The sequence below is a fragment of the Microbacterium sp. EST19A genome, from assembly GCF_019969685.1.
GTDB lineage: Bacteria > Actinomycetota > Actinomycetes > Actinomycetales > Microbacteriaceae > Microbacterium.
The window spans coordinates 758,317-784,307 of sequence record NZ_JAHXYZ010000002.1; the positions used below are offsets into that span (position 1 = coordinate 758,317).

The 25,991-nt window shown below is 69.1% G+C and carries 23 protein-coding genes and 1 riboswitch; of the genes, 14 read left to right on the forward strand and 9 right to left on the reverse strand.

Annotated features, from left to right (window positions below; genetic code table 11):
* Positions 1-7: 7 nt before the first annotated feature.
* Positions 8-3,583: a transcription-repair coupling factor gene (mfd, locus tag LC452_RS13685; protein ID WP_223626232.1), complete on the reverse strand. Its 3,576-nt coding sequence runs from the start codon at positions 3,581-3,583 to the stop codon at positions 8-10.
* Between the two features lie 63 nt (positions 3,584-3,646).
* Between mfd and LC452_RS13690 the strand changes: the two genes are divergently transcribed.
* Entirely contained in the window at positions 3,647-4,216 is a 570-nt protein-coding gene (locus LC452_RS13690) for a GNAT family N-acetyltransferase (RefSeq protein WP_223626234.1), read from the forward strand.
* A gap of 3 nt (positions 4,217-4,219) precedes the next feature.
* Here the strand turns inward: LC452_RS13690 and LC452_RS13695 are convergent, their stop codons facing one another.
* The 3 genes from LC452_RS13695 to LC452_RS13705 all read right to left on the reverse strand — a co-directional run bounded on the left by LC452_RS13695 (position 4,220) and on the right by LC452_RS13705 (position 7,667).
* On the reverse strand, positions 4,220-5,677 hold the full coding sequence (locus tag LC452_RS13695; protein WP_223626236.1) for a class I adenylate-forming enzyme family protein: 1,458 nt from the start codon (positions 5,675-5,677) through the stop codon (positions 4,220-4,222).
* A gap of 63 nt (positions 5,678-5,740) precedes the next feature.
* A complete protein-coding gene (locus LC452_RS13700) occupies positions 5,741-6,859 on the reverse strand; it encodes a DUF5938 domain-containing protein (RefSeq protein ID WP_223626238.1) in 1,119 nt (372 codons plus the stop codon).
* 7 nt (positions 6,860-6,866) lie between these two features.
* Entirely contained in the window at positions 6,867-7,667 is an 801-nt protein-coding gene (locus LC452_RS13705) for an SDR family NAD(P)-dependent oxidoreductase (protein ID WP_223626240.1), read from the reverse strand.
* A gap of 152 nt (positions 7,668-7,819) precedes the next feature.
* On the opposite strand from LC452_RS13705, the gene LC452_RS13710 reads away from it, so the two are divergent.
* The 6 genes from LC452_RS13710 to ribH all read left to right on the forward strand — a co-directional run bounded on the left by LC452_RS13710 (position 7,820) and on the right by ribH (position 13,082).
* Complete coding sequence (locus tag LC452_RS13710; RefSeq protein WP_223626242.1) at positions 7,820-8,434, forward strand: TetR/AcrR family transcriptional regulator; 615 nt, start codon at positions 7,820-7,822, stop codon at positions 8,432-8,434.
* 48 nt (positions 8,435-8,482) lie between these two features.
* Positions 8,483-9,346 carry an Fpg/Nei family DNA glycosylase gene (locus tag LC452_RS13715; RefSeq protein WP_223626244.1) on the forward strand — a complete coding sequence of 288 codons (864 nt, stop codon included), beginning with the start codon at positions 8,483-8,485 and terminating at the stop codon, positions 9,344-9,346.
* Between the two features lie 69 nt (positions 9,347-9,415).
* Positions 9,416-9,561, forward strand: a riboswitch (FMN riboswitch).
* Between the two features lie 74 nt (positions 9,562-9,635).
* A complete protein-coding gene (gene ribD / locus LC452_RS13720) occupies positions 9,636-10,694 on the forward strand; it encodes a bifunctional diaminohydroxyphosphoribosylaminopyrimidine deaminase/5-amino-6-(5-phosphoribosylamino)uracil reductase RibD (protein WP_223626246.1) in 1,059 nt (352 codons plus the stop codon).
* Complete coding sequence (locus tag LC452_RS13725; protein ID WP_223626248.1) at positions 10,694-11,347, forward strand: riboflavin synthase; 654 nt, start codon at positions 10,694-10,696, stop codon at positions 11,345-11,347. Before ribD ends, LC452_RS13725 begins: the two co-directional genes overlap by 1 nt.
* On the forward strand, positions 11,344-12,612 hold the full coding sequence (ribA, locus tag LC452_RS13730) for a GTP cyclohydrolase II (RefSeq protein ID WP_223626250.1): 1,269 nt from the start codon (positions 11,344-11,346) through the stop codon (positions 12,610-12,612). Before LC452_RS13725 ends, ribA begins: the two co-directional genes overlap by 4 nt.
* Complete coding sequence (gene ribH, locus LC452_RS13735; RefSeq protein ID WP_223626252.1) at positions 12,609-13,082, forward strand: 6,7-dimethyl-8-ribityllumazine synthase; 474 nt, start codon at positions 12,609-12,611, stop codon at positions 13,080-13,082. Before ribA ends, ribH begins: the two co-directional genes overlap by 4 nt.
* 36 nt (positions 13,083-13,118) lie before the next feature.
* Here ribH and LC452_RS13740 read toward each other — a convergent pair whose 3' ends face one another.
* Entirely contained in the window at positions 13,119-14,105 is a 987-nt protein-coding gene (locus LC452_RS13740) for a LacI family DNA-binding transcriptional regulator (RefSeq protein WP_223627677.1), read from the reverse strand.
* 159 nt (positions 14,106-14,264) lie between these two features.
* Here LC452_RS13740 and LC452_RS13745 point away from each other — a divergent pair, with 159 nt between their 5' ends.
* The 4 genes from LC452_RS13745 (at position 14,265) to LC452_RS13760 (ending at position 19,297) form a co-directional block, all read left to right on the forward strand.
* Positions 14,265-15,182: a carbohydrate ABC transporter permease gene (locus LC452_RS13745; protein ID WP_223626253.1), complete on the forward strand. Its 918-nt coding sequence runs from the start codon at positions 14,265-14,267 to the stop codon at positions 15,180-15,182.
* Between the two features lie 46 nt (positions 15,183-15,228).
* A complete protein-coding gene (locus LC452_RS13750; protein ID WP_223627679.1) occupies positions 15,229-16,074 on the forward strand; it encodes a carbohydrate ABC transporter permease in 846 nt (281 codons plus the stop codon).
* Between the two features lie 67 nt (positions 16,075-16,141).
* Positions 16,142-17,497 (forward strand): sugar ABC transporter substrate-binding protein, encoded by a 1,356-nt coding sequence (locus tag LC452_RS13755; protein ID WP_223626256.1) that lies wholly within the window; start codon positions 16,142-16,144, stop codon positions 17,495-17,497.
* A 69-nt stretch (positions 17,498-17,566) separates the two neighbouring features.
* On the forward strand, positions 17,567-19,297 hold the full coding sequence (locus LC452_RS13760; RefSeq protein WP_223626258.1) for a beta-galactosidase family protein: 1,731 nt from the start codon (positions 17,567-17,569) through the stop codon (positions 19,295-19,297).
* Positions 19,298-19,305: 8 nt separating this feature from the next.
* On the opposite strand, the gene LC452_RS13765 is transcribed toward LC452_RS13760, so the two are convergent.
* The gene (locus LC452_RS13765) at positions 19,306-19,794 is read right to left on the reverse strand and encodes a GAF domain-containing protein (RefSeq protein ID WP_223626260.1); all 489 of its coding nucleotides are present in this window, start codon (positions 19,792-19,794) and stop codon (positions 19,306-19,308) included.
* The gene (locus LC452_RS13770; protein WP_223626262.1) at positions 19,791-20,288 is read right to left on the reverse strand and encodes a metallophosphoesterase; all 498 of its coding nucleotides are present in this window, start codon (positions 20,286-20,288) and stop codon (positions 19,791-19,793) included. Before LC452_RS13770 ends, LC452_RS13765 begins: the two co-directional genes overlap by 4 nt.
* 102 nt (positions 20,289-20,390) lie before the next feature.
* Between LC452_RS13770 and LC452_RS13775 the strand changes: the two genes are divergently transcribed.
* Positions 20,391-21,851, forward strand: a complete 1,461-nt coding sequence (locus LC452_RS13775) for an MFS transporter (protein WP_223626264.1) — start codon at positions 20,391-20,393, stop codon at positions 21,849-21,851.
* Here the strand turns inward: LC452_RS13775 and LC452_RS13780 are convergent.
* Positions 21,848-22,510 carry an HAD-IA family hydrolase gene (locus LC452_RS13780; protein WP_223626266.1) on the reverse strand — a complete coding sequence of 221 codons (663 nt, stop codon included), beginning with the start codon at positions 22,508-22,510 and terminating at the stop codon, positions 21,848-21,850. The two genes, LC452_RS13775 and LC452_RS13780, sit on opposite strands and share 4 nt — an antisense overlap.
* A 29-nt stretch (positions 22,511-22,539) precedes the next feature.
* On the reverse strand, positions 22,540-23,571 hold the full coding sequence (locus LC452_RS13785) for an LD-carboxypeptidase (RefSeq protein ID WP_223626268.1): 1,032 nt from the start codon (positions 23,569-23,571) through the stop codon (positions 22,540-22,542).
* A 152-nt stretch (positions 23,572-23,723) separates the two neighbouring features.
* On the opposite strand from LC452_RS13785, the gene LC452_RS13790 reads away from it, so the two are divergent.
* Positions 23,724-23,930: an AsnC family protein gene (locus tag LC452_RS13790; protein WP_223626270.1), complete on the forward strand. Its 207-nt coding sequence runs from the start codon at positions 23,724-23,726 to the stop codon at positions 23,928-23,930.
* A gap of 79 nt (positions 23,931-24,009) precedes the next feature.
* Positions 24,010-25,914: an ABC transporter ATP-binding protein gene (locus tag LC452_RS13795; protein WP_223626272.1), complete on the forward strand. Its 1,905-nt coding sequence runs from the start codon at positions 24,010-24,012 to the stop codon at positions 25,912-25,914.
* Positions 25,915-25,991 lie beyond the last annotated feature (77 nt).

A 25,991-nucleotide genomic window follows, 5' to 3' on the forward strand; every position in this document is an offset into this window, starting at 1 on the left:
GCGACGGCTACTCCGTCTTGACGGGCTCCGGGAAGATGGCGGTGAACAGCTGCCCGACCCACTCGAGCAGCTGGGCATCGGGCAGCGGCTCGAGGCCCACGCCCACGTCGGCCGCAAGCATCGGCATCGGCACCACGAGCGCCTCTCCCCCGGCGACGAGCTTCGCCTTCGGGTAGAGCCGCTGCAGCCGCACCTTGATCGAGTCCTCGAGGCGTGCCGGGGCGATGCGCAGATTCGAGCCCATCACCACGACGTCCGTGAGGCCCGCGCGCGCGGCGCGGCGGCGCAGGCGAGAGATCGCGAGCAGCCCCTCGACCTCTTCGGGCGGCGTGCCGTACCGGTCGACGAGCTCCTCGATCACCTGATCGATCGCCTCGTCCTTCGCCGTGGCCGCGGATGCCGCCGAGAGCTTCTGGTACGCCTCGAGGCGCAGCCGCTCGCTGTCGATGTAGTACTCGGGGATGCGCGCGTCGAGCGGCAGCTCCAGTCGCAGCTCCTGCCCGCTCTCGACCTCGTCGCCGCGGAACGTCGCGACGGCCTCGCCGATCATGCGCAGATACAGGTCGAAGCCGACGCCGGCGATGTGTCCGGCCTGCTCGGCGCCCAGCATGTTGCCCGCGCCGCGCAGCTCGAGATCCTTCAGCGCGACCTGCATGCCCGAGCCGAGGTCGTTGTTCACCGCGATGGTCTGCAGGCGGTCGGCGGCGGTCTCGGACAGCGGCTTCATCTCGTCGTAGAGGAAGTAGGCGTAGGCCCGCTCGCGCCCGCGACCGACGCGGCCGCGCAGCTGGTGCAGCTGGCTGAGGCCGTACTTGTCGGCGCGATCGATGATGATCGTGTTCGCGTTGGAGATGTCGAGCCCGGTCTCGATGATGGTCGTCGAGACGAGCACGTCGAACTTGCGCTCCCAGAAATCGTCGACGACCTGCTCGAGCTGGTGCTCCCCCATCTGCCCGTGCGCGACGGCGATGCGGGCTTCGGGAACGAGTTCGGCGAGCTCGGCGGCCACCCGCTGGATCGACTGCACCCGGTTGTGCACGAAGAAGATCTGACCTTCGCGCAGGATCTCGCGGCGGATCGCCGCGGCCATCTGCTTGTCGCTGCGGGGCCCCACGAACGAGAGGATCGGATGCCGGTCCTCCGGCGGCGTCGCGAGCGTCGACATCTCGCGGATGCCGGTGACGGCCATCTCGAGCGTGCGCGGGATCGGCGTCGCGCTCATCGCGAGGATGTCGACGTTCGTCTTCAGCTTCTTGAGCGTGTCCTTGTGCTCGACGCCGAACCGCTGCTCCTCGTCGATGATCATCAGGCCGAGGTCTTTGAACACGATGCCCTCGGTGAGGATGCGGTGCGTGCCGATGACCATGTCGACGGAGCCCTCGAGCAGGCCCTGCAGCGTGAGACGCACCTCCTTGTCGCTCTGGAACCGTGACAGGGCCCGCACCTTGACCGGGAATCCGGCGAAGCGCTCGGTGAAGGTCTCCATGTGCTGCTTCACGAGCAGGGTCGTCGGCACGAGCATGGCGACCTGCTTGCCGTCCTGGATCGCCTTGAACGCGGCGCGCACCGCGACCTCGGTCTTGCCGAAGCCCACGTCTCCGGAGAGCAGGCGGTCCATCGGGATCGGCCGCTCCATGTCGGCCTTGATCTCATCGATGGTCTGCAGCTGGTCGGGGGTCTCGGCGAACGGGAACGCCTCTTCGAGCTCGCGCTGCCAGGGCGTGTCCGGACCGAAGGCGTGCCCCTTCGCACTCATCCGCGCGGAGTACAGCTTGACGAGCTCGACGGCGATGTCGCGCACGGCCTTGCGGGCCTTGCCCTTCGCCTGCGACCAGTCGCTGCCGCCCATCTTGGAGAGCGTGGGAGCCTCGCCGCCGACGTACTTCGACAGCAGATCGAGCTGATCCGTCGGCACGTACAGCTTGTCGCCCGGATACCCGCGCTTCGACGGCGCGTACTCCAGCACGAGGTAGTCGCGGATCGACTTGGTGGCGTTGCGTCCGCCGGTCGAAACCTCGCGCTTGGTCATCTCGACGAAGCGGCCGATTCCGTGCGTGGCATGCACCACGTGATCGCCGGGCTTGAGCTGCAGCGGGTCGACGACGTTCTTCCGCCGCGACGCGAGCTTCTTGACCACCCGCTGGTCGCCGCCGATCGTGCGGCCGTAGAACTCGTTGTCGGTGAGGACCGCGAGCTTCGCCTCGACGATCTGGAACCCGGCCTCCACCGATCCGGTGACGAGGGTCGCGATACCGGCATCCGGAGCATCCGGCAGGGATTCGACGACGCGGGCGGCGATGCCGCGATCGGCGAGCACGTCGCGCGCCCGGTCGACGAGCCCGCTGCCGGCGGAGATGACGACGACGCGCCAGCCGTCGGCGACCTTGGCCTCGACGAACGAGATCGCGCCGTCGACGTTACCGTGGAACGAGGGGATGACGGTGGCGTCGAGGTTCGTCGCGTCGGCATCGCCCTCGCCGAGTCCGGCGCCGAACGGGCTCAGCCGCCACCAGACGCCGCCGCGGTCGCGCACGACCTCGCGCAGCTGCGCGATGGTGCGGAAGTCGCCGGCTCCCAGATCGATCGGCGCCGAGGCGCCCGATGTGGCCGCGCTCCAGGCGGCGTCGAGGAACTCTCTGTTCGTCTCGCCGAGGGTGATGGCGCGGGCGGTGGAGCGCTCGGGGTCGACGACGGCCGTGGCACTGCCGGCGGGCAGATACTCGGCCAGCGACTTGAGCGGGCCCGACACAGCGGGCAGCAGCGACTCCATGCCCTCGACCGGGATACCCTCGGCCATCTTCTCGAGCATGCCCGCGATCGCCGGGAAGCCGCCGATGAGGGCGCGTGCCCGCTCCCGCACGTCGGGGGTGAGCAGCAGCTCGCGGCTCGGCGGCAGGTCGACACCGGGGATGTCGCCGGGCAGCGAGCGCTGATCGGCGACGGAGAAGGCGCGGATCTGATCGATCTCGTCACCGAAGAACTCGACGCGGTACGGATGCTCGGATGTCGGCGGGAAGACGTCGAGGATGCCGCCGCGCACGGCGAACTCGCCGCGACGCGACACCATGTCGACGCGCGAGTAGGCGCGTTCGACGAGCTGCTCGCCGACGTGGTCGAGCTCGTTGCCCCGGCTGCCCGTGACGAGCTCGAGGGGCGCGATCTCGCCGAGGTTGCCGGCGATCGGCTGCAGTGCCGCACGCACCGAGGCGACGACGACGAGCGGATGGTCGCCCGACCAGTCCGCGATGCGACGCAGCGTCTGCAGGCGCTGCCCGACCGTGTCGGGGCTCGGGCTCAGCCGCTCATGCGGAAGCGTCTCCCACGCGGGGAACGTGAGGATCTCGGCGGTCGGGAGGAAGGCCGCGAGCGCGAGCGCGAGGCTCTCCGCGCGGCGCCCGGTCGGAGCGACGGCGAGCAGTGCCGACGGATGGCCCGCGGCGGTGCGCTTCTCGAGCAGGCCGGCGAGCACCGGCGCATCGAGGCCGTCGACCAGTCCGAGGTCGGCGTCGGTGTGCGCCCAGCCGAGGGCGTCACGGTACAGAGACGCCTCTTCCAAGGCGCGCAGAATCCCCGGAACAGTCACCGGACAAGACTAGTCGCGCCCACCGACACTGCGGCGCGCGGTGGCGTTCACTACGCTGTCGGGATGGAAACGGTCACCCTCACCACCGAACGACTCGTGCTCCGCGCGCCGAGCGAGGCCGACATCGAGGCGATCGAGGCCGCGTGCCAGGATCCGGAGATCCCGCGCTGGACGACGGTGCCGAGCCCATACACGCGCGAGAACGCGGTGGACTTCGTGCGGCTCGTCGCCGGCTGGTGGGCCGAGGACAAGGAGACGGTGTGGGCGATCTTCGTCGACGATCGACTGTCCGGAATGATCGGGCTGCACGACATCGAGCAGCATCACACGGGTGGGCACGCCGAGATCGGCTTCTGGATGACCGCGGACGCGCGTGGCCAGGGGTACCTCGCGGAGGCGGCGCGGGCCGTGGTCGATTGGGGCTTCTCCGAGCTCGGTCTGGTGAGGATCGCCTGGCGTGCGGTCGCCGGGAACGTCCCGTCCGCCAGCGCCGCCCGAGCCCTCGGCTTCCACTACGAGGGCATGCAGCGTCAGGCGCTCACGAGTCCCCGAGGACGCGACGACGGCTGGTTCGCCGGGCTGTTGGTGGACGACGACCGCGCGCCGGTGGACTGGCCGGTGCTCGCGGTGTGACGGCTAGGCGCCGGCGACCAGGCCGCGCCGCAGAGTCGGCTTGTCGATCTTCCCCACCGGATTCTTCGGCAGCTCGTCGAGGATCGTGATGGTGGCGGGGCACTTGAACCCGGCGAGGATGCTGCGGGCGTGCGCGCCCAGCTCCTCGATCGACACGGTCGCCCCCGGCCGCAACGACACGAAAGCGACCGGGATCTCGCCCAGCACCGGGTCCGGGGCGCCGACGACGGCCGCCTCCTGCACCTCGTCGTGCGCGTAGAGGGCGTTCTCGATCTCCTTCGGGTAGAGGTTCTCCCCGCCGCGGATGATCATGTCCTTGATCCGGTCGACGATCTGGAGGTAGCCGTCCTCGTCGAACCTCCCGAGGTCGCCCGTGCGCAGCCAGCCGTCGACGATGGTCCGTGCGGTCTCCTCCGGCTTCCCCAGGTATCCGGCCATCACGACGGGTCCGGCGATGACGACCTCGCCGACCTCGCCCTGCGGAAGCGTCTCGCCGTCGTCGCCGACGACGGCGAGCTGCTGCCCCGGCAGTGGTAGTCCGACGGTGCCCGGCTTGCGCACGCCGCGGAGAGGATTGATCGTGGAGGCGCAGGTCGTCTCGGAGAGGCCGTAGCCCTCCACGATCGTGACCCCGAACCGGCGCTCGAAGCGCTCGATCGATTCGGCCGGCATCGGAGCCGCTCCGCAGACCGCGAAACGCAGCGACGACGTGTCCGGCTGCACGTCATCGGGGAGCGACGCGAGCAGTGCGTATATGGCCGGCACCGCGGAGAAGTACGTCGGCCGCAGCCGCTCCACATCCGAGAAGAACCGGTCGCGCGAGAATCTGCCGGTGATGCTCACCCGGCCGCCGGCACGGAGGGGCGAGAGGGTGCCGAGCACGATCCCGTTGGCGTGGAACAGCGGCAGCACGAGGAGGCTGTGATCGTTCGCGTCGAGCTCGAACCACTCCACGAAGGACGCGGTCATCGCATCGAGATTGGCGTGGGTGAGCATGACGCCCTTGGGGCTGCCGGTCGTGCCGCTGGTGTAGATCAGGAGGGCGAGGTCGTCGGTGGAGTACTCCCCCATCGGCGGCACGTCGGCATCCGCTGACTCGAGTTCGGCGATGACCATGTTCGGGACGCCGAGGTCGCGCTCGCCGTCTTCGGCCACGACGAGCACGGCACCGGCATCCGCCACCTGATACGCCGCCTCGGCCGGCCCGAGGACCGGATTGATCGGCGTGACGGCAGCCCCGAGGCGCCACGCGGCGAACAGGGCGATGATCAGCTCGGCCCGATTCGGCAGGGCCAGCGCGATCACGCTCCCCGGGCGGATGCCGCGCGCGTGAAGAGCGGCGGCGGCCTGCTCGACACGGGCGAGCATGTCGGCGTTGCTGAGCGCGACGGCGTCATCGCGCAGCGATGCTCCGTCGGGCGATTCGGCCGCGCGCGACGCGGGCAGGGTGGCGAGATGCATGGCGGTCTCCGAGCGCGAGGGGCGGGGTGCCGCGCTGGGGAACGCGGCACCCCCTGGGGACGGTCAGATGCGGCTGACCACCGGTTCGGCCACGAGGCCGAACGCGCGCAGCTGTCCGAGCAGCTCGCGGTGACCGAAGGCCTGGCACGCCGACGCGAATCCCACCCGATGGGGGCGCTGCTGGATCAGCGAGAACGCGGCGAACGCCTGCAGGAGTCCGGTCTGCTTGTAGTTGCTGTTGCCGTGGATCACCACGTGCGAGCGCCCCAGAGGTCCGGACGCGTGGACCGAGTCGACCGAGCGGTTGACCCGCGGGTTCTCGCGCGGCGGCATGCTCGCCTGCAGACCGGCCGCGATGTCGCCGAGCGCCTTCTCCTGCGCCTCGGGCTCGAGCGGGCGGATCTGCTCCTCGAACATCTGGACCGTCGCGCCGACGTTCTCCATGATGGCGCGGTTGAGCACGCCTCCGATCGCTCGCACGGTCGAGACGCGCGGATCGTTCTGGAACCAGATCGGATGCGACATCCCGCCCCACGGCACGGCGACGGCCTGCTCGTGATAGCCGGGCACGGTCACGTCGAACGCCGACAGGTGATCCCATTCGACGAGCTTGTTCTGCTCCAGGTGGAACCAGTCCGCCTTGAGGATGGTGAAGATCGTCTGCGTCGACGCGAAGGTCGGAAGACCCTTCCAGAACACGAGGATGTCGAGCGTGTCGTAGCCGCCGGGTTCGAGCGCGATGTTCGCCGCGATCTCGCTCGTCGTGTACATGTGGGCGATTCCCGGCGACAGCAGGATGTTCTTCGCGGCGAACTGCGCACCCCAGTTGTCGCGCGCGGCGAGGACCCAGTCCTGCTCGCCCGTGGTGTCGGTGTAGTCGGCACCGATGCGCAGTGCCGCCTCGACCACCTCCGGGCCGTGCTTGATGAACGGACCGACCGTGTTGCAGATCACCTGGGCGCCGTCGAACGCCTCGGCGAGCGCGTCGGCGGTGTGCTCGACCTGGATGATCTCGTAGTCGGCGGTCTCGATCCCGGGGATCTTCTCCACGACCTCGCGCACGCGATCGGCGTCGCGGCCCGCGGCCACGAACGGCACGCCGAGTTCGCGCAGGTACTCGCAGATGAGTCGGCCGGTGTATCCGCTGACGCCGTAGACGACGACGGGCTTGTCTGTGCTCATGATGTCCTCACATCCCCATCGCGCCGTCGATGGACAGCGTCGTGCCGTTGACGAACTCGGAGTCGGACGACAGCAGGAATGCGATGCCGTGCGCGATGTCGTCCTCGGTCGCGAGGCGTCCGGAGGGCGTGAGTCCGACGACGGCCACGACCGCCTCCTGTGCCGACGGGAACAGCCCGAGCCGCTCCATGTCTCCCGCGAGCTGTGCGCCCATCGCGTTGGGGACGAGTCCTGGGCAGACCGTGTTCACGCGCACGCCGTAGCCGAGGCGGCCCGACTCCGCCGCGGCCACCTTGCTCAGGCGCTCGACCGCGGACTTCGACGCGGAGTACGCCGCGATCCCGGGGAAGGCGATCGCGGCCGCCACGGAGGCGATGTTGACGATCGCTCCGCCCGTGCCGGTGCCGTCGTCCTTGCGCATGCTGCGGAAGGCGTGCTTGACGCCGAGTGCGGTGCCGACCACGTTGACGTCGAGGATCCGCCGCACGTTGTCGGCGTCGAGGTCGACGAAGAGATCGGAGATCTCGATGCCGGCGTTGTTCACCAGCCCGTCGAGACCGCCGAGCGCCGCCGTCGCCTGCTCCATCGCGCGTGTCCAGGACGAGTCGTCGGTCACGTCGAGCGCCACGAACGAGGCGGTGCGCCCGTCTGCGGTCAGCGCGTCGGCCGCCGCGGCTCCGGCGGCCTCATCGACGTCGGCCAGCACGACCGCCGCTCCTCGTTCGGCCAGCACCTGTGCGGTGCGAAGACCCAGGCCTCTCGCGCCTCCTGTGATCAGGACGCGAGTCCCCGTGAGATCAGTGGTCATGTCGATCTGTTCCTTTCGTCGTTGAAAGCGATGGGGACAGCAGATCAGATTCTTGGACACTTGACAAGGAAAATCTGGACAACTGCCCAAATCAGTCGTCATCCGGGTTCACCGGGGCGTATGATCGCTTCATCCAGACCGGAGGAGGAGCGATGGGCGATGCAGCGCTGCGCGCGGAGAAGGCGGGAACCGACAAGTTCGCGCTCCGCCGACGTGAGCTCGCCGACGCCGCCCTTGCGGCCATCGCCGCCCGTGGTTTCGCCCACACCGGTCTCCGCGACGTCGCCTCGCACAGCGAGCTCTCGCACGGGCTGCTGCACTACTACTTCGAGGACAAGGACGACCTCATCGGCCAGGCGATCTGGCAGTACAAATCGGAGTGCGCCCGCCGATACGACCCCATCGTCGAGACCTCGCAGACCGGCGCGGAGCTCGCCGAGCGGTTCGGCACCGAGATGGCGGCCACCCTCCGCGACGAGGCCGACATGCACCGGCTCTGGTACGACCTGCGCAACCAGGCCCTGTTCGACGCCGGGTTCCGCGACACGATCATCGCGATCGACGCGCTGCTGCGCGACATGGTGTGGGCCGTGGTCGAACGCTACGCGGAGCTCGAGAACCGCCCTCCGGTGGTCGACCCGCTGTCGGCCTACGCCCTGTTCGACGGCGTCTTCCTCAATTCGCTCATCGCCTACCTCCGCGGCGACCTCGAGGCCGTGGATCGCGTGCGTCTCGCCAGCATCCGCCTGCTCACCGGCGCCGTCTGAGCACGACAGTCCCTAGGCAGTGTCGGATGCCGATGGCAGGATGACACCATGCCCGAGATGCCGGAGGTCCAAGGGCTCACCGCCTTCCTCGGCGGGCGAGCGGTCGGCCGCACCATCACGCGTGCGAGCGTCGCCGCGATCGCCGCGCTGAAGACCTACGACCCGCCGATCTCCGCGCTCCAGGGCGCCGAGATCACGGCATCCGCTCGGCTCGGGAAGTTCGTCGTGCTCTCCTGCGGCGACGACCTGCACCTCGTCTTCCACCTGGCCAAGGCCGGCTGGCTGCGCTGGTACGAGGCGCTTCCCGCCACGCTCATCCGGCCGGGCAAGTCGCCCATCGCCCTGCGCATCGCGCTCGACGACGGCAGCGGGTTCGACCTGACGGAAGCCGGAACGAAGAAGTCGCTCGCCGTGTACGTCGTCCGCGACGTGCACGAGGTGCCGGGCATCGCCCGCCTCGGGCCCGACCCGCTCGACGCCGATTTCACCCGAGAGGCGTTCGCAGCGCTCCTCGACGACCGACGCATGCAGATCAAGGGCCTGCTGCGTGATCAGGGGGTGATCGCCGGGATCGGCAACGCCTACTCCGACGAGATCCTGCACGCTGCCCGCATGTCGCCGTATGCGATCGCCGGAAAGCTCGACGACGCCGAGATCGATCGGCTGTTCGCCGCGATGCAGGCGACTCTGACCGATGCGGTGGCCGAGGCGTCGGGCAAGCCTCCCGCCGACCTCAAAGACGCCAAGCGCCGCGGCATGCAGGTGCACGCCCGGCGTGGCGAGACGTGCCCGGTGTGCGGCGACACCGTGCGCAGCGTGTTCTTCGCCGACAGGTCGCTGGAGTACTGCCCGACGTGCCAGACGGGCGGCAAGATCCTCGCCGACCGTCGCCTCTCGAGGCTGCTCAAATAGCGCCCTGCCCCGCCCCATCTGACGCGGAATGAAATGTGCTCAGGCGCGTTGAGTACACTCAGAGCATTGAACGTGCTCCGGGGTCGGTGAGAATCCGAACCGGCGGTGACAGTCCGCGAGCGTCTCGGTCCAGCCGAGATGCCGATCCGGTGGAATTCCGGGACCGACGGTGATGTGAGGGCAACCTCGCTAGTCCGGAAGGGAGGCAGCACGAGGCGGCGCTGTGCGTGCCTTCTGTCTCTCCCTCTCCGATCAGGAGAAGCTCCGGAGCCTCACAGGAGGACGACGGATGGCAGTCAACGGGACAGAGCGTGAGGCGATGACCCATGCGCTCGAGCTCGCCGCCCGCGGCCCGCGCGGAGTGAACCCGCAGGTCGGCGCCGTCATCCTCTCCCCCGACGGAGAAGTGCTCGCCGAAGGCTGGCACCACGGAGCCGGCACGCCGCACGCCGAGGTCGACGCGCTGTCGAAGCTCGCACCCGGAGCAGCGAAGGGCGCGACCGCCGTCGTGACCCTCGAGCCCTGCAACCACACCGGACGCACCGGCCCCTGCGCCGTCGCCCTCATCGAGGCCGGGGTCTCGAGAGTGGTCTACGCGCTGGACGACCCGGGCGTCGCCTCGGGCGGTGGAGCGGAGCGGCTGCGCGGCGCCGGCGTGAGCGTCGAAGCCGGCGAACAGGCGGATGCCGCGCACGCGCTGATCGACGGATGGCTCACCGCGCAGCGTCTCGGACGCCCGCACATCACCGTGAAGTGGGCGCAGAGCCTCGACGGTCGTGCCGCCGCCGCCGACGGTTCGAGCCAGTGGATCACCGGACCCGCCGCGCGCGCCGACGTGCACCGCCGCCGCGCCGAGGCCGACGCGATCGTCGTCGGCACCGGCACCGTGCTGGCCGACGACCCGGCGCTCACCGCGCGCGACGGGGATGCGCTGCTGCCGCACCAGCCCATCCCGGTCGTCATCGGCTCGCGACCCACCCCGGCGGATGCGGCGGTGCACCGGCATCCGCACGCTCCCCTCTTCTACGACACGCACGATCCGGCCGCCGTCACCGCGGATCTGCACCAGCGCGGCATCCAGAGCATCTTCATCGAGGGCGGTCCGACACTGGCCAGCGCGTTCATCGCGGCCGGCCTCGCCGACCGGGTGCTCGCCTACATCGCCCCGGTGCTGCTCGGCGGCGATCGTCTGGCCCTGACCGACATCGGCGTCGGCTCGATCGGTGAGGCGCTGCGCCTCACCGTGGACGAGTGGGTGCCCCTCGGCGCCGACCTGCTCGTGATCGCCCACCCGGCGGACGCCCCCCGCTCTCCGAATACCCGCTCTCAGAATGAAGGAGCCGCCTGATGTTCACCGGAATCATCGAGGAGATCGGCGAGATCACCGCCATCACGCCTGCCGGCGACGGCTGGCGTCTGACGGTGCGCGCGCCCAAGGCCGCGTCGGACGCCGTGCACGGAGAGTCGATCGCCGTCTCGGGCGTGTGCCTCACCGTCGTGGGCTCGACTGCCGACACGTTCGACACCGACGTGATGAAGCAGACCCTCGACGTCGCCGCGATCGGCGGAGCGACCGTGGGCACGCGCGTGAACATCGAGAAGGCGATGCCGGTCGGCGCGCGTCTCGGCGGACACATCGTCCAAGGCCACGTCGACGGGGTGGGCGAAGTCATCGAGGTGCGCCCCGGAGCCCAGTGGAGCGTGCTGCGCGTGAGCCTTCCCGCCGACCTCGCACCGCTCGTCGTCGACAAGGGCTCGATCTCGGTCGACGGCACCTCGCTCACGGTGAGCGCCGTCAGCCCTTCGTCAGTCTCAGGGACCGAAGAGGGGCACTGGTTCGAGATCTCGCTGATCCCTGAGACCCTCGCCGCGACCACCCTCGGCACTCGTGTCGTCGGAGATCGCGTCAACCTGGAGACCGACATCCTCGCCCGTCACGTCGAGCGCCTGCTCGCGTTCAGAGCGGCACCCACCGTCGCACCGGAAGGAGGCTCGCGATGAGCCTTTCCACCATCCCCGAGGCCCTCGACGCACTGCGCGCCGGACGCCCCGTCCTCGTCGCGGACGACGAGAACCGCGAGAACGAGGGCGATGTCATCATCTCCGCGGAACTCGCCACCCCCGAATGGGTCGCCTGGACCGTGCGCTGGTCGTCGGGCTTCATCTGCGCCCCGATGCCCGCCGACCTCGCCGACAGCCTGAACCTGCAGCCGATGGTCGCGGTGAGCGAGGATGCCCGTTCGACCGCCTACACCGTGAGTGTGGATGCCGCAGAAGGCGTGACCACGGGCATCAGCGCACACGACCGCGCCCACACGCTCAACGTGCTGGCGAATCCGGCGTCGACCGCGACGAGCATCATCCGCCCCGGACACGTGCTCCCCCTCCGCGCCGTCGATGGCGGCGTGCGCGAACGCAGCGGTCACACCGAGGCTGCGGTCGAGCTGATGAAGCTCGCCGGTCTCCAGCCGGTCGGCGGCATCGCCGAGGTGGTGGCCGAGGACGGCAGCATGATGCGCCTGCCCGGCCTGCTCGAACTCGGCGCTCGCGACGGCGTTCCCGTGATCACGATCGAGCAGCTGATCGCGTATCTCAACGAGATCGACCCGCAGGGCTCGACGCCCAAGGCGGTCCGTGGTCGCCGGGTCAGCCTGCGTGCCGATGCCACGGTGCCCACCACCCACGGCACGTTCCGCTTCCTCGCCTACAAGGACCGCGTCACCGGTACCGATCACCTCGCGGTCGTCTCCGGCGAGCTCACCGACACTGCACTCGTGCGTGTGCACTCGGAGTGCCTGACGGGTGAGGCGTTCGGCTCGCTCAAGTGCGAGTGCGGTCCGCAGCTGGACGCCGCTCTCGACGCGATCGAGCAGGAGGGCGGCGTGGTCGTCTACATGCGCGGGCACGAGGGTCGCGGGATCGGCCTCATCAACAAGCTGCGGGCTTACAGCCTGCAGGAGGAGGGCCTCGACACCGTCGACGCCAACCTCGCCCTCGGTCTGCCCGCCGACGCACGCGAGTACGCCGCGGCAGCCGGCATCCTGAACGACCTCGGAGTATCGAAGGTGCGCCTGCTGACCAACAACACCGACAAGGTGAAGCAGCTGCGCGAACTCGGCCTCGACATCATCGAGCAGGTGCCGCTGATCGTCGGCGTCGGCCCGAACAACCACCAGTACCTGGAGACGAAGCGTGACCGCATGGGTCACATCATCGGCGCGGACGAGCTCGCAGAAGCTCTCGCCCACGGAGAGGACCACGAATGAGCGGCGCAGGAGCACCGAAGACGGACAAGATCGACGGAAGCGGCCTGAAGGTCGTCGTGATCGCCGGCACCTGGCACGACACGATCTCGAACGGCCTGATCGCCGGAGCGGAGCGCGTCCTGAACGAGGCCGACGCCGCATACCGCGTGGTGCGCGTGCCGGGTTCCTTCGAACTGGCGATCGCGGCGCAGGCGGCCTTCGCGGGCGGAGCGGATGCCGTGGTCGCCCTCGGCGTCATCATCCGCGGCGGCACCCCGCACTTCGAGTACGTGTCGGCGGCCACGACCGACGGCCTCACGCGCGTGGCACTCGATGCGGGCAAGCCGGTCGGTTTCGGCGTGCTCACCCTCGACGACGAGCAGCAGGGTCTCGACCGTGCCGGTCTCGAGGGCTCCAAGGAGGACAAGGGCGCCGAGGCCGCGGATGCCGCGCTGCGCACCGCCCTGGTCGTGCGGGAGCTGCGCGGCTGAGGCCGGCCTTCGCCGCCCATCTGTCGCGTCGGGCGCTCAGCGCGCCCGCGGCGGCGCGGTGCTCGCGCGCACGACGAGCTCGGTTCCGACGAGGGGCGTGTGCACGCGTTCCTCTCCGTCGAGCTCGGCGAGCAGAGCGTCCACGGCGAGCGCGCCGACGCGCTCCGGATGTTGCTGCACCGTCGTCAGCGGAGGCCACAGCTGGGCGGCATCCGGCAGTCCGTCGAATCCGACGATGCTGACATCGCCCGGCACCTCGCGACCGGCCTCGCGGAATGCGCGCAGCACACCGATGGCCATCTGGTCGTTCGCGGCGAAGACCGCCGTGACGCCGTCGATCTCGCGCAGCCGTACGCCCGCCTCGTAGCCGGAAGCGGCGGACCAGTCCCCCTGCAGCACGTCGGGAACCGTCCGGTCGCGCGCATCGAGGGTCGCGCGCCAGGCTTCGCGCCGCCGCTCGGCGGAGTAGGACTTCGCGGGCCCGGCGACATGCCAGACCGTGTCGTGCCCGAGGTCGAGCAGATGCTCCGTGGCGAGCCGCGCGCCCTGCGCCTGGTCCGTGTCGACGAACGGATGCAGGTCACCGCGGTTCGAGTCGACGAAGACGACGGGCAGACCCTGCGGGATCTCGATGTCGGCTTCGTCGAGCTGGTGCGCCTCGATCACGATGATGATGCCGTCGACGGCATGCTCCTCGAGGCGTCGGAAGGCTCCGGCGACGGTCTCGCCCGCACTCGATTCCACCGGGATGAGGGTGAGGGCGTAGCCGAGCTGCGCGGCGCGCACGGCGATCGCGTCGAGAGTGCGCTGGTTGCCGTAGGAGCTGAACGAGAACATGACCACGCCGATGGTGCGGAAGCGCCCTGATCGGAGGGCTCTGGCGGCGCTGTTCGGGCGGTAGCCGAGGCTCTGCATGGCCGCTTCGACGCGCTCCCGGGTCGCGGCGCCGACGTAGCCACGGGCGTTCACCACGCGCGAGACGGTCTGTCCGGAGACGCCGGCCTCGCGTGCCACATCCTCCATCGACGGCTCGCGGCGACGCTGCGCGGGCTCTACGGAATGCTCGGACGACACGATCACCCATCCATTCATATGTTGACGTTGACACACTAGCAGTCGATCGCATATGTTGACGTTGACACATTGCGCATCGAGCGCTCTCACTCGAAGAAGGTCTCGTCGATGACGACTGATTACCCCGCTGCACTCGGAGCCTCCGGCATCCGACGCCGCGACAAGCGCGACTGGAAGGGATGGGCCTTCGTCGGCCCGTTCATGGTCGTGTTCGCCCTGGTGTTCCTGACACCGCTCGCCTACGCGCTGTACCTGAGCTTCTTCCAGGAGCGGCTCATCGGCGGAACCGCCTTCGTCGGCGTGGACAACTACGTCCGCGCGCTGACCGACCCGCAGTTCTGGGAGGCGTTCGGCCGCGTCGTGATCTTCCTGGTCGTGCAGGTGCCGATCATGCTGGTCCTGGCGCTCGGTGCGGCCCTCGCCCTCGACAGTGCGCGCCTGCGCGGAGCCTCGTTCTTCCGCATCCTGATCTTCCTCCCGTACGCGGTTCCCGCCGTCGTCGCGGTGCTGATGTGGGGCTACATCTACGGCGACCAGTTCGGCCTCGCGAGCAACGTCAACGACTTCCTCGGCTTCGACGCGGTCACGCCGTTCGCCAAGGAGTGGATGCTGATCTCGATCGGCAACATCGTGACCTGGGAGTTCGTCGGCTACAACATGCTGATCTTCTACTCCTCGCTGAAGACCATCCCCACCGACATGTACGAGGCCGCATCGCTCGACGGCGCGGGAGCGTGGCGCACGATCTTCTCGATCAAGATCCCCTCCGTGCGCGGAGCGCTGGTCATCGCCACGATCTTCTCGATCATCGGCAGCTTCCAGCTCTTCAACGAGCCGAACATCCTGCGCCCGCTGGCGCCCAACGTGATCACGACGTTCTTCACGCCGAACATGTACGCCTACAACCTCTCGTTCGCGGGTCAGCAGTTCAACTACGCCGCGACGATCGCCATCATCATGGGCGTCATCACCGCGGTCATCGCCTACGTCGTGCAGCTGCGCGGCTCGAAGTCGGAGGTGCGCTGACATGGCACTCCCCCTCACCCGCCCGTCCCGCAAGCGCCACGACCTGATGAATCCGCGCAAGTCCAACACCCTGCTGATCGTCATGATCGTGTACGCGCTGTACACGCTCGTGCCGCTCGTCTGGCTGCTCTTCAGCTCGACGAAGACCCAGTCGGGACTGTTCAGCTCGTTCGGACTCTGGTTCGCCGACGACTTCGCGTTCTTCGACAACCTCACGGCGACGTTCGCGTACCGTGACGGCATCTTCCTGCGCTGGCTGGGCAACACACTCCTCTACGTCGTGGTGGGCGCCGGCGGCGCGACGCTGCTCGCCACCATGGCGGGCTACGGCCTGGCGAAGTACCGCTTCCCCGGCCGGCGCGCGGTGTTCGCCGTCGTGCTCGGCGCGGTCGCGGTGCCCGGAACGGCGCTCGCTGTCCCGACGTTCCTGCTCTTCAGCGAGCTCGGGCTGACGAACACCCCATGGGCCGTGATCATCCCGTCCCTCATCAGCCCGTTCGGCCTGTACCTGATCTGGGTGTTCGCCTCCGAGTCCGTGCCGACCGAGCTGCTGGAGGCCGCGCGCATCGACGGCGCCGGGGAGTTCCGCACGTTCTTCACGATCTCGATGCGGCTGCTCGCTCCGGGCATCGTCACGGTCGCGCTGTTCACGGTCGTCGCCACCTGGAACAACTACTTCCTGCCGCTGATCATGCTGTCCGACCCCGCCTGGTACCCGCTCACCGTGGGCCTCAACCAGTGGAGCTCGCAGGCGATCGGCGCCGGATCCCAACCCATCTACAACCTCGTGATCATGGGCTCCCTGCTCACGATCATCCCGATCGTCATCGCCTTCCTGCTGCTGCAGCGTTTCTGGCAGTCAGGTCTCACCGCGGGAAGCGTCAAGCAGTAGCTCCCCGTACCCCGTGCACCACCTCCGCGATCCGATGCCGGATCGCACCCCCCGAAAGGACACAGCAATGAAGCACCTTCCCTCACCGACGCGGCGCACCCTCGCAGTGCTCGCCGCAGGAACCGTGGCAGCGCTGGCGCTGGCCGGCTGCAGCACCGGTGGCAGCGGCGATACCGGCGGCGGCTCCGGCGACGGCTCGTTCGACTCCGTGGAGGCGGCCCTCGAGAAGGGCGGCGAGATCACGTACTGGTCGTGGACCCCCTCCGCCGAGGACCAGGTCGCGGCGTTCGAGAAGGAGTACCCGAACGTCAAGGTCAACCTCGTCAACGCGGGCACCAACAACGAGGAGTACACGAAGCTGCAGAACGCCATCAAGGCGGGCTCCGGCGCTCCGGACGTCGTGCAGGTCGAGTACTACGCGCTCCCGCAGTTCGCGCTGACCGATGCCTTCGTCGACCTCTCGCAGTACGGCTTCGCCGACTTCGAAGACGACTACACCGCCTCGACGTGGAACTCCGTCACCGACGGCGACGCGATCTACGGCCTCCCCCAGGACTCCGGCCCCATGGCGCTCTTCTACAACAAGGCCGTGTTCGATGCGGCCGGCATCGCCGTGCCGACCACCTGGGACGAGTACTACGAGGCCGCCAAGGCGATCCACGCGGCGAACCCCGACGCGTACATCACCAACGACACCGGCGACGCGGGCTTCGCGACCTCGATGATCTGGCAGGCCGGCGGCAAGCCGTTCGCGACCTCGGGAACCGACGTCACCCTCGACCTCGAGGACGCCGGCACGAAGAAGTGGACCGAGAACTGGAACCGCCTCGTCGAGGAAGACCTCGTCGCGCAGACCAGCAGCTGGAGCGACGAGTGGTTCCGCGGGCTCGGCGATGGCAGCATCGCCACGCTCGTGATCGGCGCCTGGATGCCGGGCAACCTGATCTCGGGCGCACCCGACGGCGCCGGCGACTGGCGCGTCGCGCCGATGCCGACCTACGACGGCAAGCCGGCCAGCGCCGAGAACGGCGGCGGCGGTCAGGCCGTGACGAAGCAGAGCAAGAACCCGGAGCTCGCCGCGGGCTTCCTGTGGTGGCTGAACAACTCCGAGGACAGCATCTCGATCTTCCTCGAGTCGGGCGGCTTCCCGTCGACGAACGCGGAGCTGTCGAGTGACGAGTTCCTCGCTGACGCACCGGAGTACTTCGGTGGTCAGAAGATCAACGAGGTCCTCGCCGGTGCCGCCGGCGACGTCGTCGAGGGCTGGAGCTACCTCCCCTACCAGGTGTACGCGAACAGCATCTTCGGCGACACCGTCGGCCAGTCCTACCAGAACAACAGCGACCTGAACACGGGCCTCACCGCCTGGCAGGACGCGCTGGTCGAATACGGCGACGAGCAGGGCTTCACCGTCAACAAGTAGTACGCCGGCTGCGCCGGGTCCCTGGGGCCCGGCGCAGCCGACCCCCTCCATCGAAAGCACCGCGAAATCGTGACATCCTTCTCCATCGGCGACACCGACTTCCTCCGCGACGGCGCGCCGCACCAGGTGATCGCAGGCTCCATCCACTACTTCCGGGTGCACCCCGACCAGTGGCAGGACCGCATCCACAAGGCGCGGCTCATGGGCCTGAACACCATCGAGACCTACGTCGCCTGGAACGCCCACGAGCCCCGACGCAGCGAGTGGGACGCGAGCGGATGGAACGACCTCGGACGCTTCCTCGATCTCGTGCACGCGGAGGGCCTGGATGCCATCGTGCGCCCCGGCCCGTACATCTGCGCCGAGTGGCACAACGGCGGCCTCCCCGTCTGGCTCACGGGCGCGAACGGCGGGCTGCGATCCTCGGAGCCCGCGTACCTCGCCGAGGTGACGGGCTACCTCCGCCGCGTCTACGAGATCGTCGAACCCCGGCAGATCGATCGCGGCGGATCCGTCGTGCTCGTCCAGATCGAGAACGAGTACGGCGCATACGGCGCCGACAAGGCGTATCTCGAGCACCTCGTCGCCGTCACCCGGGACGCCGGCATCACCGTGCCGCTCACCACCGTGGACCAGCCCGTCGATCGGATGCTGGAGGACGGCAGTCTTCCCGGGCTCCACAGGACCGGGTCTTTCGGATCGCGCAGCGTCGAGCGGCTCGCCACGCTCCGCGCGCACCAGCCCACCGGACCCCTGATGTGCTCGGAGTTCTGGGACGGGTGGTTCGACTGGTGGGGCGGAGTGCATCACACGACGGATGTCGCAGCGGCGGCATCCGAACTCGATGCGCTTCTCGCCGCGGGAGCGTCGGTCAACATCTACATGTTCCACGGCGGCACGAACTTCGGCCTCACCAACGGCGCCAACGACAAGGGCCGCTACCTGCCGCTCGTCACCTCCTACGACTACGACGCGCCGCTCGATGAAGCGGGCGAGGCGAGAGAGAAGTTCTTCGCGTTCCGCGAGGTGATCGCGCGGTACGCGCCGGTTCCCGACGAGCTTCCCGCGCGGGGCGCGTCTGCGCCGGTCTTCGACGTCGCGCTGACCCCCCGGGGCGCATGGACGGATGCCGCGGCATCCGGTCCCATCACCGAACACCCCCTGACGTTCGACGAACTCGGTCACCTCAGCGCTCTGGTGCGCTACGACGTGGAGCTGCCCGACGGCGGCGGCATCCTCGGCGTCGACGACGTCCGCGACCTCGCGTGGGTCAGCGTCGACGGGCAGCCGGTCGGAACACTGTCTCGCACGCGGCACGATCGCGCGATCCGCATCCCCTCCGGTCGCACCCTCAGCATCCTCGTCGAAGACCAGGGTCGCGTGAACTACGACCAGCGCCTCGGCGAGCAGAAAGGGCTGATCGGGGACGTGACCCTCGACGGCGTCGTTCTGACCGGCTGGCGTTCGACCGCGCTCGACGTCGCCTCGATCGCGGAGGCGGTCGGCGAACGAGGCTCCGACAGCGTCGGGACGGGACCGCTCGCCTGGGGCGCCGATTTCACGCTGGAGTCGGCGTCCGACCTCTTCCTCGACACCGCGTCATGGAGCAAGGGCTACGCCTTCGTGAACGGATTCTTCCTCGGCCGCTACTGGCGCAACGGACCGCAGCGCACGCTGTACGTGCCGGCGCCGGCGACGCGGGCCGGCGCGAACCGCCTGATCGTGCTCGAGCTGGAGCACCTCATCGCCGAGAGGGCGACGTTCGTCGGCGCGCTCTCGCTCGGCGATACGGAGGAGTGAGCAGGCTCTCAGTCGCGATGCGTGTGCCAGAGCACGGCGGACAGCCGCTCGGCATCGTCGTCGTGGATGCGCTGCCAGTTCCGACCGTTACGGGCGAAGGTCGCCCGTACACCGGCCGGCACCTCCGGCTGGTCGATCGGTTCCGCGAGCCACTCGCAGCGGCGGACGTGTACGAGGTCCGCCGCGGCGGCGTCCTCTCCGGCGTCGTACGTCCAGGGGCCGACGATGCATCCGAGATAGATCAGGCCGTCGACATCCCTCGTCCACACGAACGCACCGATCGGCGCCTTCGCGAACCGTTCGATACGCCACGCCAACCGGATGCCGAACTGCGCGTCTGCCGTGACCAACGCCTCGGCCAGTGAGCCGGGAGCAGGCTCCAGCCTGCCGCCGATGCCGCAGATGCCGAGCTCGAGCGCCCGCTCCGGCCCCACGCCGCGCGGCACCGCGTCATCACGCGAGCGCATCGGCGCGCGGTAGACGGGAACGCCGCTCATCGGATCGGCACCAGCGTCGCCTCGATCTCCGAACCGTCGACGGTGACCTGCACCATGGTGCAGACCGGCTGCCGGCGTCGATCCGTCGGAGACCCGGGGTTCAGCAGCCGCATGCCGGCGGGAGACACCGTGTCCCATGGGATGTGGGAGTGGCCGAAGACGAGCAGGTCGACGCCGGGAAAGGCCGCGTCCATCCGCTCTTCGCGGCGCGACGCCGCGCCGGTCTCATGGACGACGGCGATCTCGACATCCTCGACCGTGAGCCGCGCGATCTCGGGCAGGCGGGCGCGCAGCTCGGGTCCGTCGTTGTTGCCGTACACACCGGCGAAGCTGCGTGACCTCGACTCGAGCAGTTCGAGGGTCGGCAGGTCCACCCAGTCCCCCGCGTGCACGACGATGTCGGCCTCGGCGACCGCGCGCAGCACGGCATCGGGCAGGTGTCTCGCCCGCTTCGGCACATGGGTGTCGGCGAGCAGCAGCATCCGCGTGGTCATGCTCGACACGCTATCCGACGCGCGCCCGCACACAGCAAACACTCAGGGAGGCGTAAACTCGCCCGAGTCCCCGGCACACCGAGGACTGATCGGAGGAGCATCTTGAGTACTGCAACCGCGCCCGCGAACCCGCGCTCGCGCGTCATCACCGCGAGTCTCGTCGGCACGACGATCGAGTTCTACGACTTCTACGCGTATGCGACGGCGGCCGTGCTCGTCTTCCCTGCACTGTTCTTCCCCACCGGGAACGACACCACGTCGCTGCTCTCGTCGTTCGCCGTGTTCGGCGCGGCGATGGTGGCCCGCCCGATCGGCGCTGTCGTGTTCGGTCACTTCGGCGACAAGTTCGGCCGCAAGGCGACGCTCGTGGCATCGCTGCTCACGATGGGCATCGCGACGTTCGTGATCGGACTGCTCCCCACGTTCCAGCAGATCGGCTGGTGGGCCGCCCTGCTGCTGCTGATCCTCCGCCTCGCGCAGGGCTTCGCGCTCGGCGGCGAGTGGTCGGGCGCCGCACTGGTCGCGACCGAGAACGCGCCGAAGGGCAAGCGCGCCTGGTACGGTACGTTCCCGCAGCTCGGCGCACCGCTCGGCTTCATCATCGCCAACTTCCTCTTCCTCGGCATCAACTGGCTGCTGCCGCACGAGGACAACCCGATCCTCAAGTCCGAGGCGTTCCTCGCCTGGGGCTGGCGCATCCCGTTCCTGTTCTCCGCGGTCATGGTGATCGTCGGTCTGTGGGTGCGGCTCCGGCTCGTCGAGTCCGACACCTTCAAGCGGGCCGAGACCAAGGGCGCCATCCGCAAGCTGCCGCTCGCCACGGTGTTCCGTCACCACTGGAAGCACCTGATCCTCGGCACGTTCATCATGCTGGCGACCTACGTGCTGTTCTACCTGATGACGAACTTCACCCTCGCCTACGGCACGAAGGCCGCCTCGCTCGAGACGGCATCCGCGGCTGCCCAGGCGGCTGCAGAGGCGGCCGGCAAGGACTTCGACGCCTCGGCGTTCGCGGCCCAGTTCTATCCGGGGCTCGGCTTCGGCTACACCGACTTCGTGCTGATGCAGATCATCGGCGTCGTGTTCTTCGGTCTGTTCACGCTGCTCTCCGGCCCGATCGCCGACCGGATCGGACGCCGCAAGCTGCTGCTCTGGGTGACCGGGCTCATCATCGTGTTCGGCCTGAGCTTCAACACGTTCCTGCTCCCGACGGTCGACCCGAAGTTCTCGGGAGCGCTCGTGCAGGCGTTCCTCGTGTTCGGGTTCCTGCTCATGGGCGCGACGTTCGGGCCGATGGGTGCGCTGCTCCCCGAACTGTTCCCGACCAACGTGCGCTACACGGGCTCGGCGATCTCGTACAACGTGTCGTCGATCCTCGGCGCCGCGGTCGCGCCCCTCATCGCGGTGTGGCTGTGGGAGCTGGGCGATGGTGCTCCGTGGCTCGTCGGTCTGTACCTCTCGGCGATGGGCGTGCTGACCTTCATCGCGCTGGTGCTCTCTCCGGAGACGAAGGACCACGACTACGAGGACGACCTCGGACTCGCGGCCGGCGCGGAGCTCTAGCCCCGGATCCCCGCATCCTGTCCGGTGGCCGGCACGCCGCCGGACAGGAAGTCCTCGATCGCCGCGATCGTCTCGGCATTGTCACGATGCCGGACGCCGCGGATGCCGACGGCGGCGGCACCCGCGATCGCTTCGGCGTGATCGTCGATGAAGAAGACCTCGTCCGATGCGGCGCCGAGCCGCTCCAGCGCGCGGAGATACGCCGGGGGCTCGGGCTTGTTCACGCCCTGCTCGTGGCTGTAGCAGATCGGATCGAAGATCTCGGAGAGTCCGAATCGTCGCTCCTCCTCCTCGCGGGCGCCGTCGGCGGAGTTCGAGAGTATGGCGGTGCGCGCACGTCCGCGGAGGGATCGGGCGTACTCGATCAGCTCGGTGTTGCCGGTGCCGCAGTATTCGTCCCAGAAGTCCGCGCGCATTGCTTCGAGCTGATCGGGATCGAGTTCGAGCGCCGACGCGAGTCCCGACCAGAACTCCTCGGCGCGACCGGACGTCACATCGATCCGGGGCAGGTCGGCCGCGTCGACCCGGGCATCGACCTCGGCGCGAGCGAGGCCGGCGCGATCGGACCAGCGCTGCCACCACTGCTCCTGCCAGGTGTCGTCGTCGACGACCTCCAGCACACCGCCGATGTCGAACAGGACCCAGGTCGCGTCAGCCATCCGGACACCCTAGAACAGCGGTCTGGAAGTCAGTACTCGGCCGTGATCGTGCGGGCGGCACCATCGAGTGCCATGACGCCGCCGTATGGCAGGATCCACTGCGGTCGGGTATGCCCGAACGGCGGACCGACGCAGACCACAGCATCCGGGTTGTAGCGCCCGACCTGGTCGAGCACGGCATCCCGCTGCGCCGCACGGAGCGCGGCGACTTCGGTAGGCGACGGGTGGAACTCGAAGTCGCTGACGGGAGGCCGCGCGACCACCACGCCCGCCACCGCACCGAGGACCCCCCGCTCTCCGAGCCCTCGCAGCCACCGGGCCACCCAGCTCGCGGGCGGGCGCTCCTCACTGGTCTCGAGCAGGAGGATGCCGCCGACGAGGGCTTCGACATCCGGCAGACGGTCCGCGAGCGCGAGCCCGTCGATGACCTCGAGGCAGCCGCCCCAGGTGCGGCCGCTGACGCGCGCGGCAGGACCTGCCCACGTCCACTCCTCCGTCGCGACACGGTCACCGAATTCGCTCAGCGCGAGCGGGTCGGCCCAGCGGCGCCCGACATCCTCCGACTCCCCCGGATCGGTGATGTCGAGCACCCCTCCGTCGAGAAGCAGAGCCCGCAGAGAGCTGAGGTGGATGTCGTCGACCGAGGGGCCCGGACCGATGTGCACGGCCGTGGACCCTCCGTAGTATCCGCGGACGCCGAGTCCCCACAGCCAGTTCAGGATGTTGGTGTTGTCGCTGTAGCCGACGAAGGGCTTCGGGTCGGCCACCGGGAGCGCAGGATCGAGGTGCGGCACGACGAGCACCTGGTCGTCGCCGCCGATCGTGGCGAGGATCGCTCGGATGCCGGGGTCGGCGAAGGCCGCGTTCACGTCGGCCGCCCGCGCCTCCGGCGTCGCATCGAGTTCGCGCGTGGTCGGATACTCCACGGGCACGAGTCCGGTCAGCTCGCGCAACCGCTCCATGGCCTGCTCGTGCAGCGCCGGCGCGACCGCCGGAGCCGCGAACGCGGGTGAGAGCACGGCGACGCGGTCGCCGGGGAGGAGCTTCGGTGCGGACAGCATCCGCCCAGTCTGACGTCGCACCCCGCTCCCGTCGCAGAATCACACGCCTACGGGACCGAATCGCTGACATATCGCGACAGGAACCGGGGGCGCGGGTCAATGAATGTTGACAAAGGGCACTGCGTCAATGAAGATTGACGCAGGAGGTCATGATGACGATACCGACCGCGATCGCGGAAGACGACGGAGGCGAGCCGCTGGCCGCACTGCACCGGCTCGCCGGCATCCGCCAGGAGGTCGCCCGCGCCGAGGAGACCCAGGTGCGCCGCGCGCGCAACGCCGGCTACTCGTGGCAGGCGATCGCCAGCGCCCTGGGCGTGAGCAAGCAGGCCGCGCACCGGAGATTCGGTCGCCGCTGACCTCGGCACACAGCCCATCCACAGAATCCGGACGCGCACGAAGTACGGTCTAATTACCCTTCTTAGATCGAGGTCCCGCATGTCCAGCACGGCGACACCACGCCGCCGCGGACGCGGCGCGCAGCCCGAGGGCCCCCGCGCCACGTTCCGTCAGCTCCTCCCCTTCCTGTTCGAGCACAAGCGCACGCTGATCGTGGTCGCCGTGCTCAGCGTCGTCGGCGCCGCGACATCACTCGTGCAGCCGCTGCTCGTCGGTCAGGTCATCGAGGCGGTGCAGTCCGACGGCGCCCTCGGCATCCTGGTCTGGCTGCTGGTCGGCTTCGTGATCGTGTCGTCGATCATCTCCGGCTTCCAGCACTACCTGCTGCAGCGCACCGGTACCGCGGTCGTGTATTCGAGTCGGCGCAAGCTCATCGCCCGCATCCTGCACCTGCCGGTCTCCGAGTTCGACGCCCGCCGCACCGGCGACCTCGTGTCGCGGGTCGGCACCGACACGACGCTCCTTTACGCCGTGCTCACGCAGGGACTGGCGGATGCCGTGGGCAGCGCCGTGCTGTTCCTCGGAGCGCTCATCGCGATGCTGGTGATCGACCCCATCCTGCTGCTGCTCATCGTCATCGTCATCGGCATCTCCGTCGTCACAGTCGTGCTGCTGAGCGGTCGCATCCGCACCGCCTCGACCCAGCAGCAGGAGAAAGTCGGGGCGCTGGCCTCGGGCGTGGAGCGGGCGATCGGCTCGATCCGCACGGTCCGCGCGTCGGGTGCGACCGAGCGCGAGACCGCCGCCGTCTCGGAGCTCGCGTCCGACGCGTACGGCATCGGCGTGCGGATCGCGAAGATCTCCTCACTCGTCGTGCCGGTCTCCGGCATCGCGCTGCAGCTGTCGCTCCTCGTCGTGCTGGGTGTCGGCGGCTTCCGCGTCGCGGCCGGCGCGATCTCGATCGCCTCGCTGATCGCGTTCATCATGTTCCTGTTCCTGCTGGTCATGCCGCTCGCCACGACCTTCGGCGCGATCACCTCGGTGAACCAGGCGCTCGGCGCTCTCGGACGCATCCAGGAAGTGCTCGACCTGCCGACCGAGACGCAGGACGACGAGAGGATCGCGGCCGACCTTCGGCAGGCTCAGGGATCCACTGTTGAGGAGCCCACCCTCTCCGCGCCGGCGATCGAGTTCCGCGACGTGCGGTTCCACTACCCGGCCAACGTCGTCGCCGCCCGTCAGGCCGCAGCGAAAGAGGCGCGGAACTTGCTCGCCGACGCGCACGTCGAACGGGCGGATGCCGAGACCACGGCGATCCCCGACCACGAGGTGCTGCGGGGCGTGTCCTTCTCGGTGCCGCGCGGCACCCGGGTCGCCCTCGTCGGTCCGAGCGGTGCCGGCAAGAGCACGATCCTGTCGCTGGTCGAGCGGTTCTACGACCCCACCGGTGGTTCGATCCGCCTGCACGGCCACGACGCCCGCACCTACCCGCGCGACGAGCTCCGCGCGCAGTTCGGTTACGTCGAGCAGGATGCTCCCACGCTCGCCGGCACACTGGCGGAGAACCTGCGTCTTGCGGCCCCCGATGCTTCCGACGCCGACTGCGAGAGGGTGCTGCGCGCGGTGAACCTCGGCGACGTCCTCGAACGGAACCCGCTCGGGCTGCAGGCGCCGGTCGGTGAAGACGGGGTCATGCTCTCCGGCGGCGAGCGTCAGCGTCTCGCCATCGCGCGGGCGTTGCTGACGAATGCGCCGATCCTGTTGCTCGACGAGTCGACGTCATCGCTCGACGGCGTCAACGAGCAGAAGATGCGTGAGGCGATCGATGCCGTCTCGACCGACCGCACGCTCGTCGTGATCGCCCACCGCCTGTCGACGGTCGTCGACAGCGACCTCATCGTGGTGCTGGAGAACGGCGTCGTCGTCGGGCAGGGAACGCATTCCGAGCTCGTGGAGTCCACGCCGCTGTACCGCGATCTCGCCCGGCATCAGCTCCTGGCCTGAGCGTTCCGCGGCATACGCGAAGGCGAGACGCCGGAGACCACTCAGCCATGGGTTCGTCTCTGACATCCCGCCTTCGC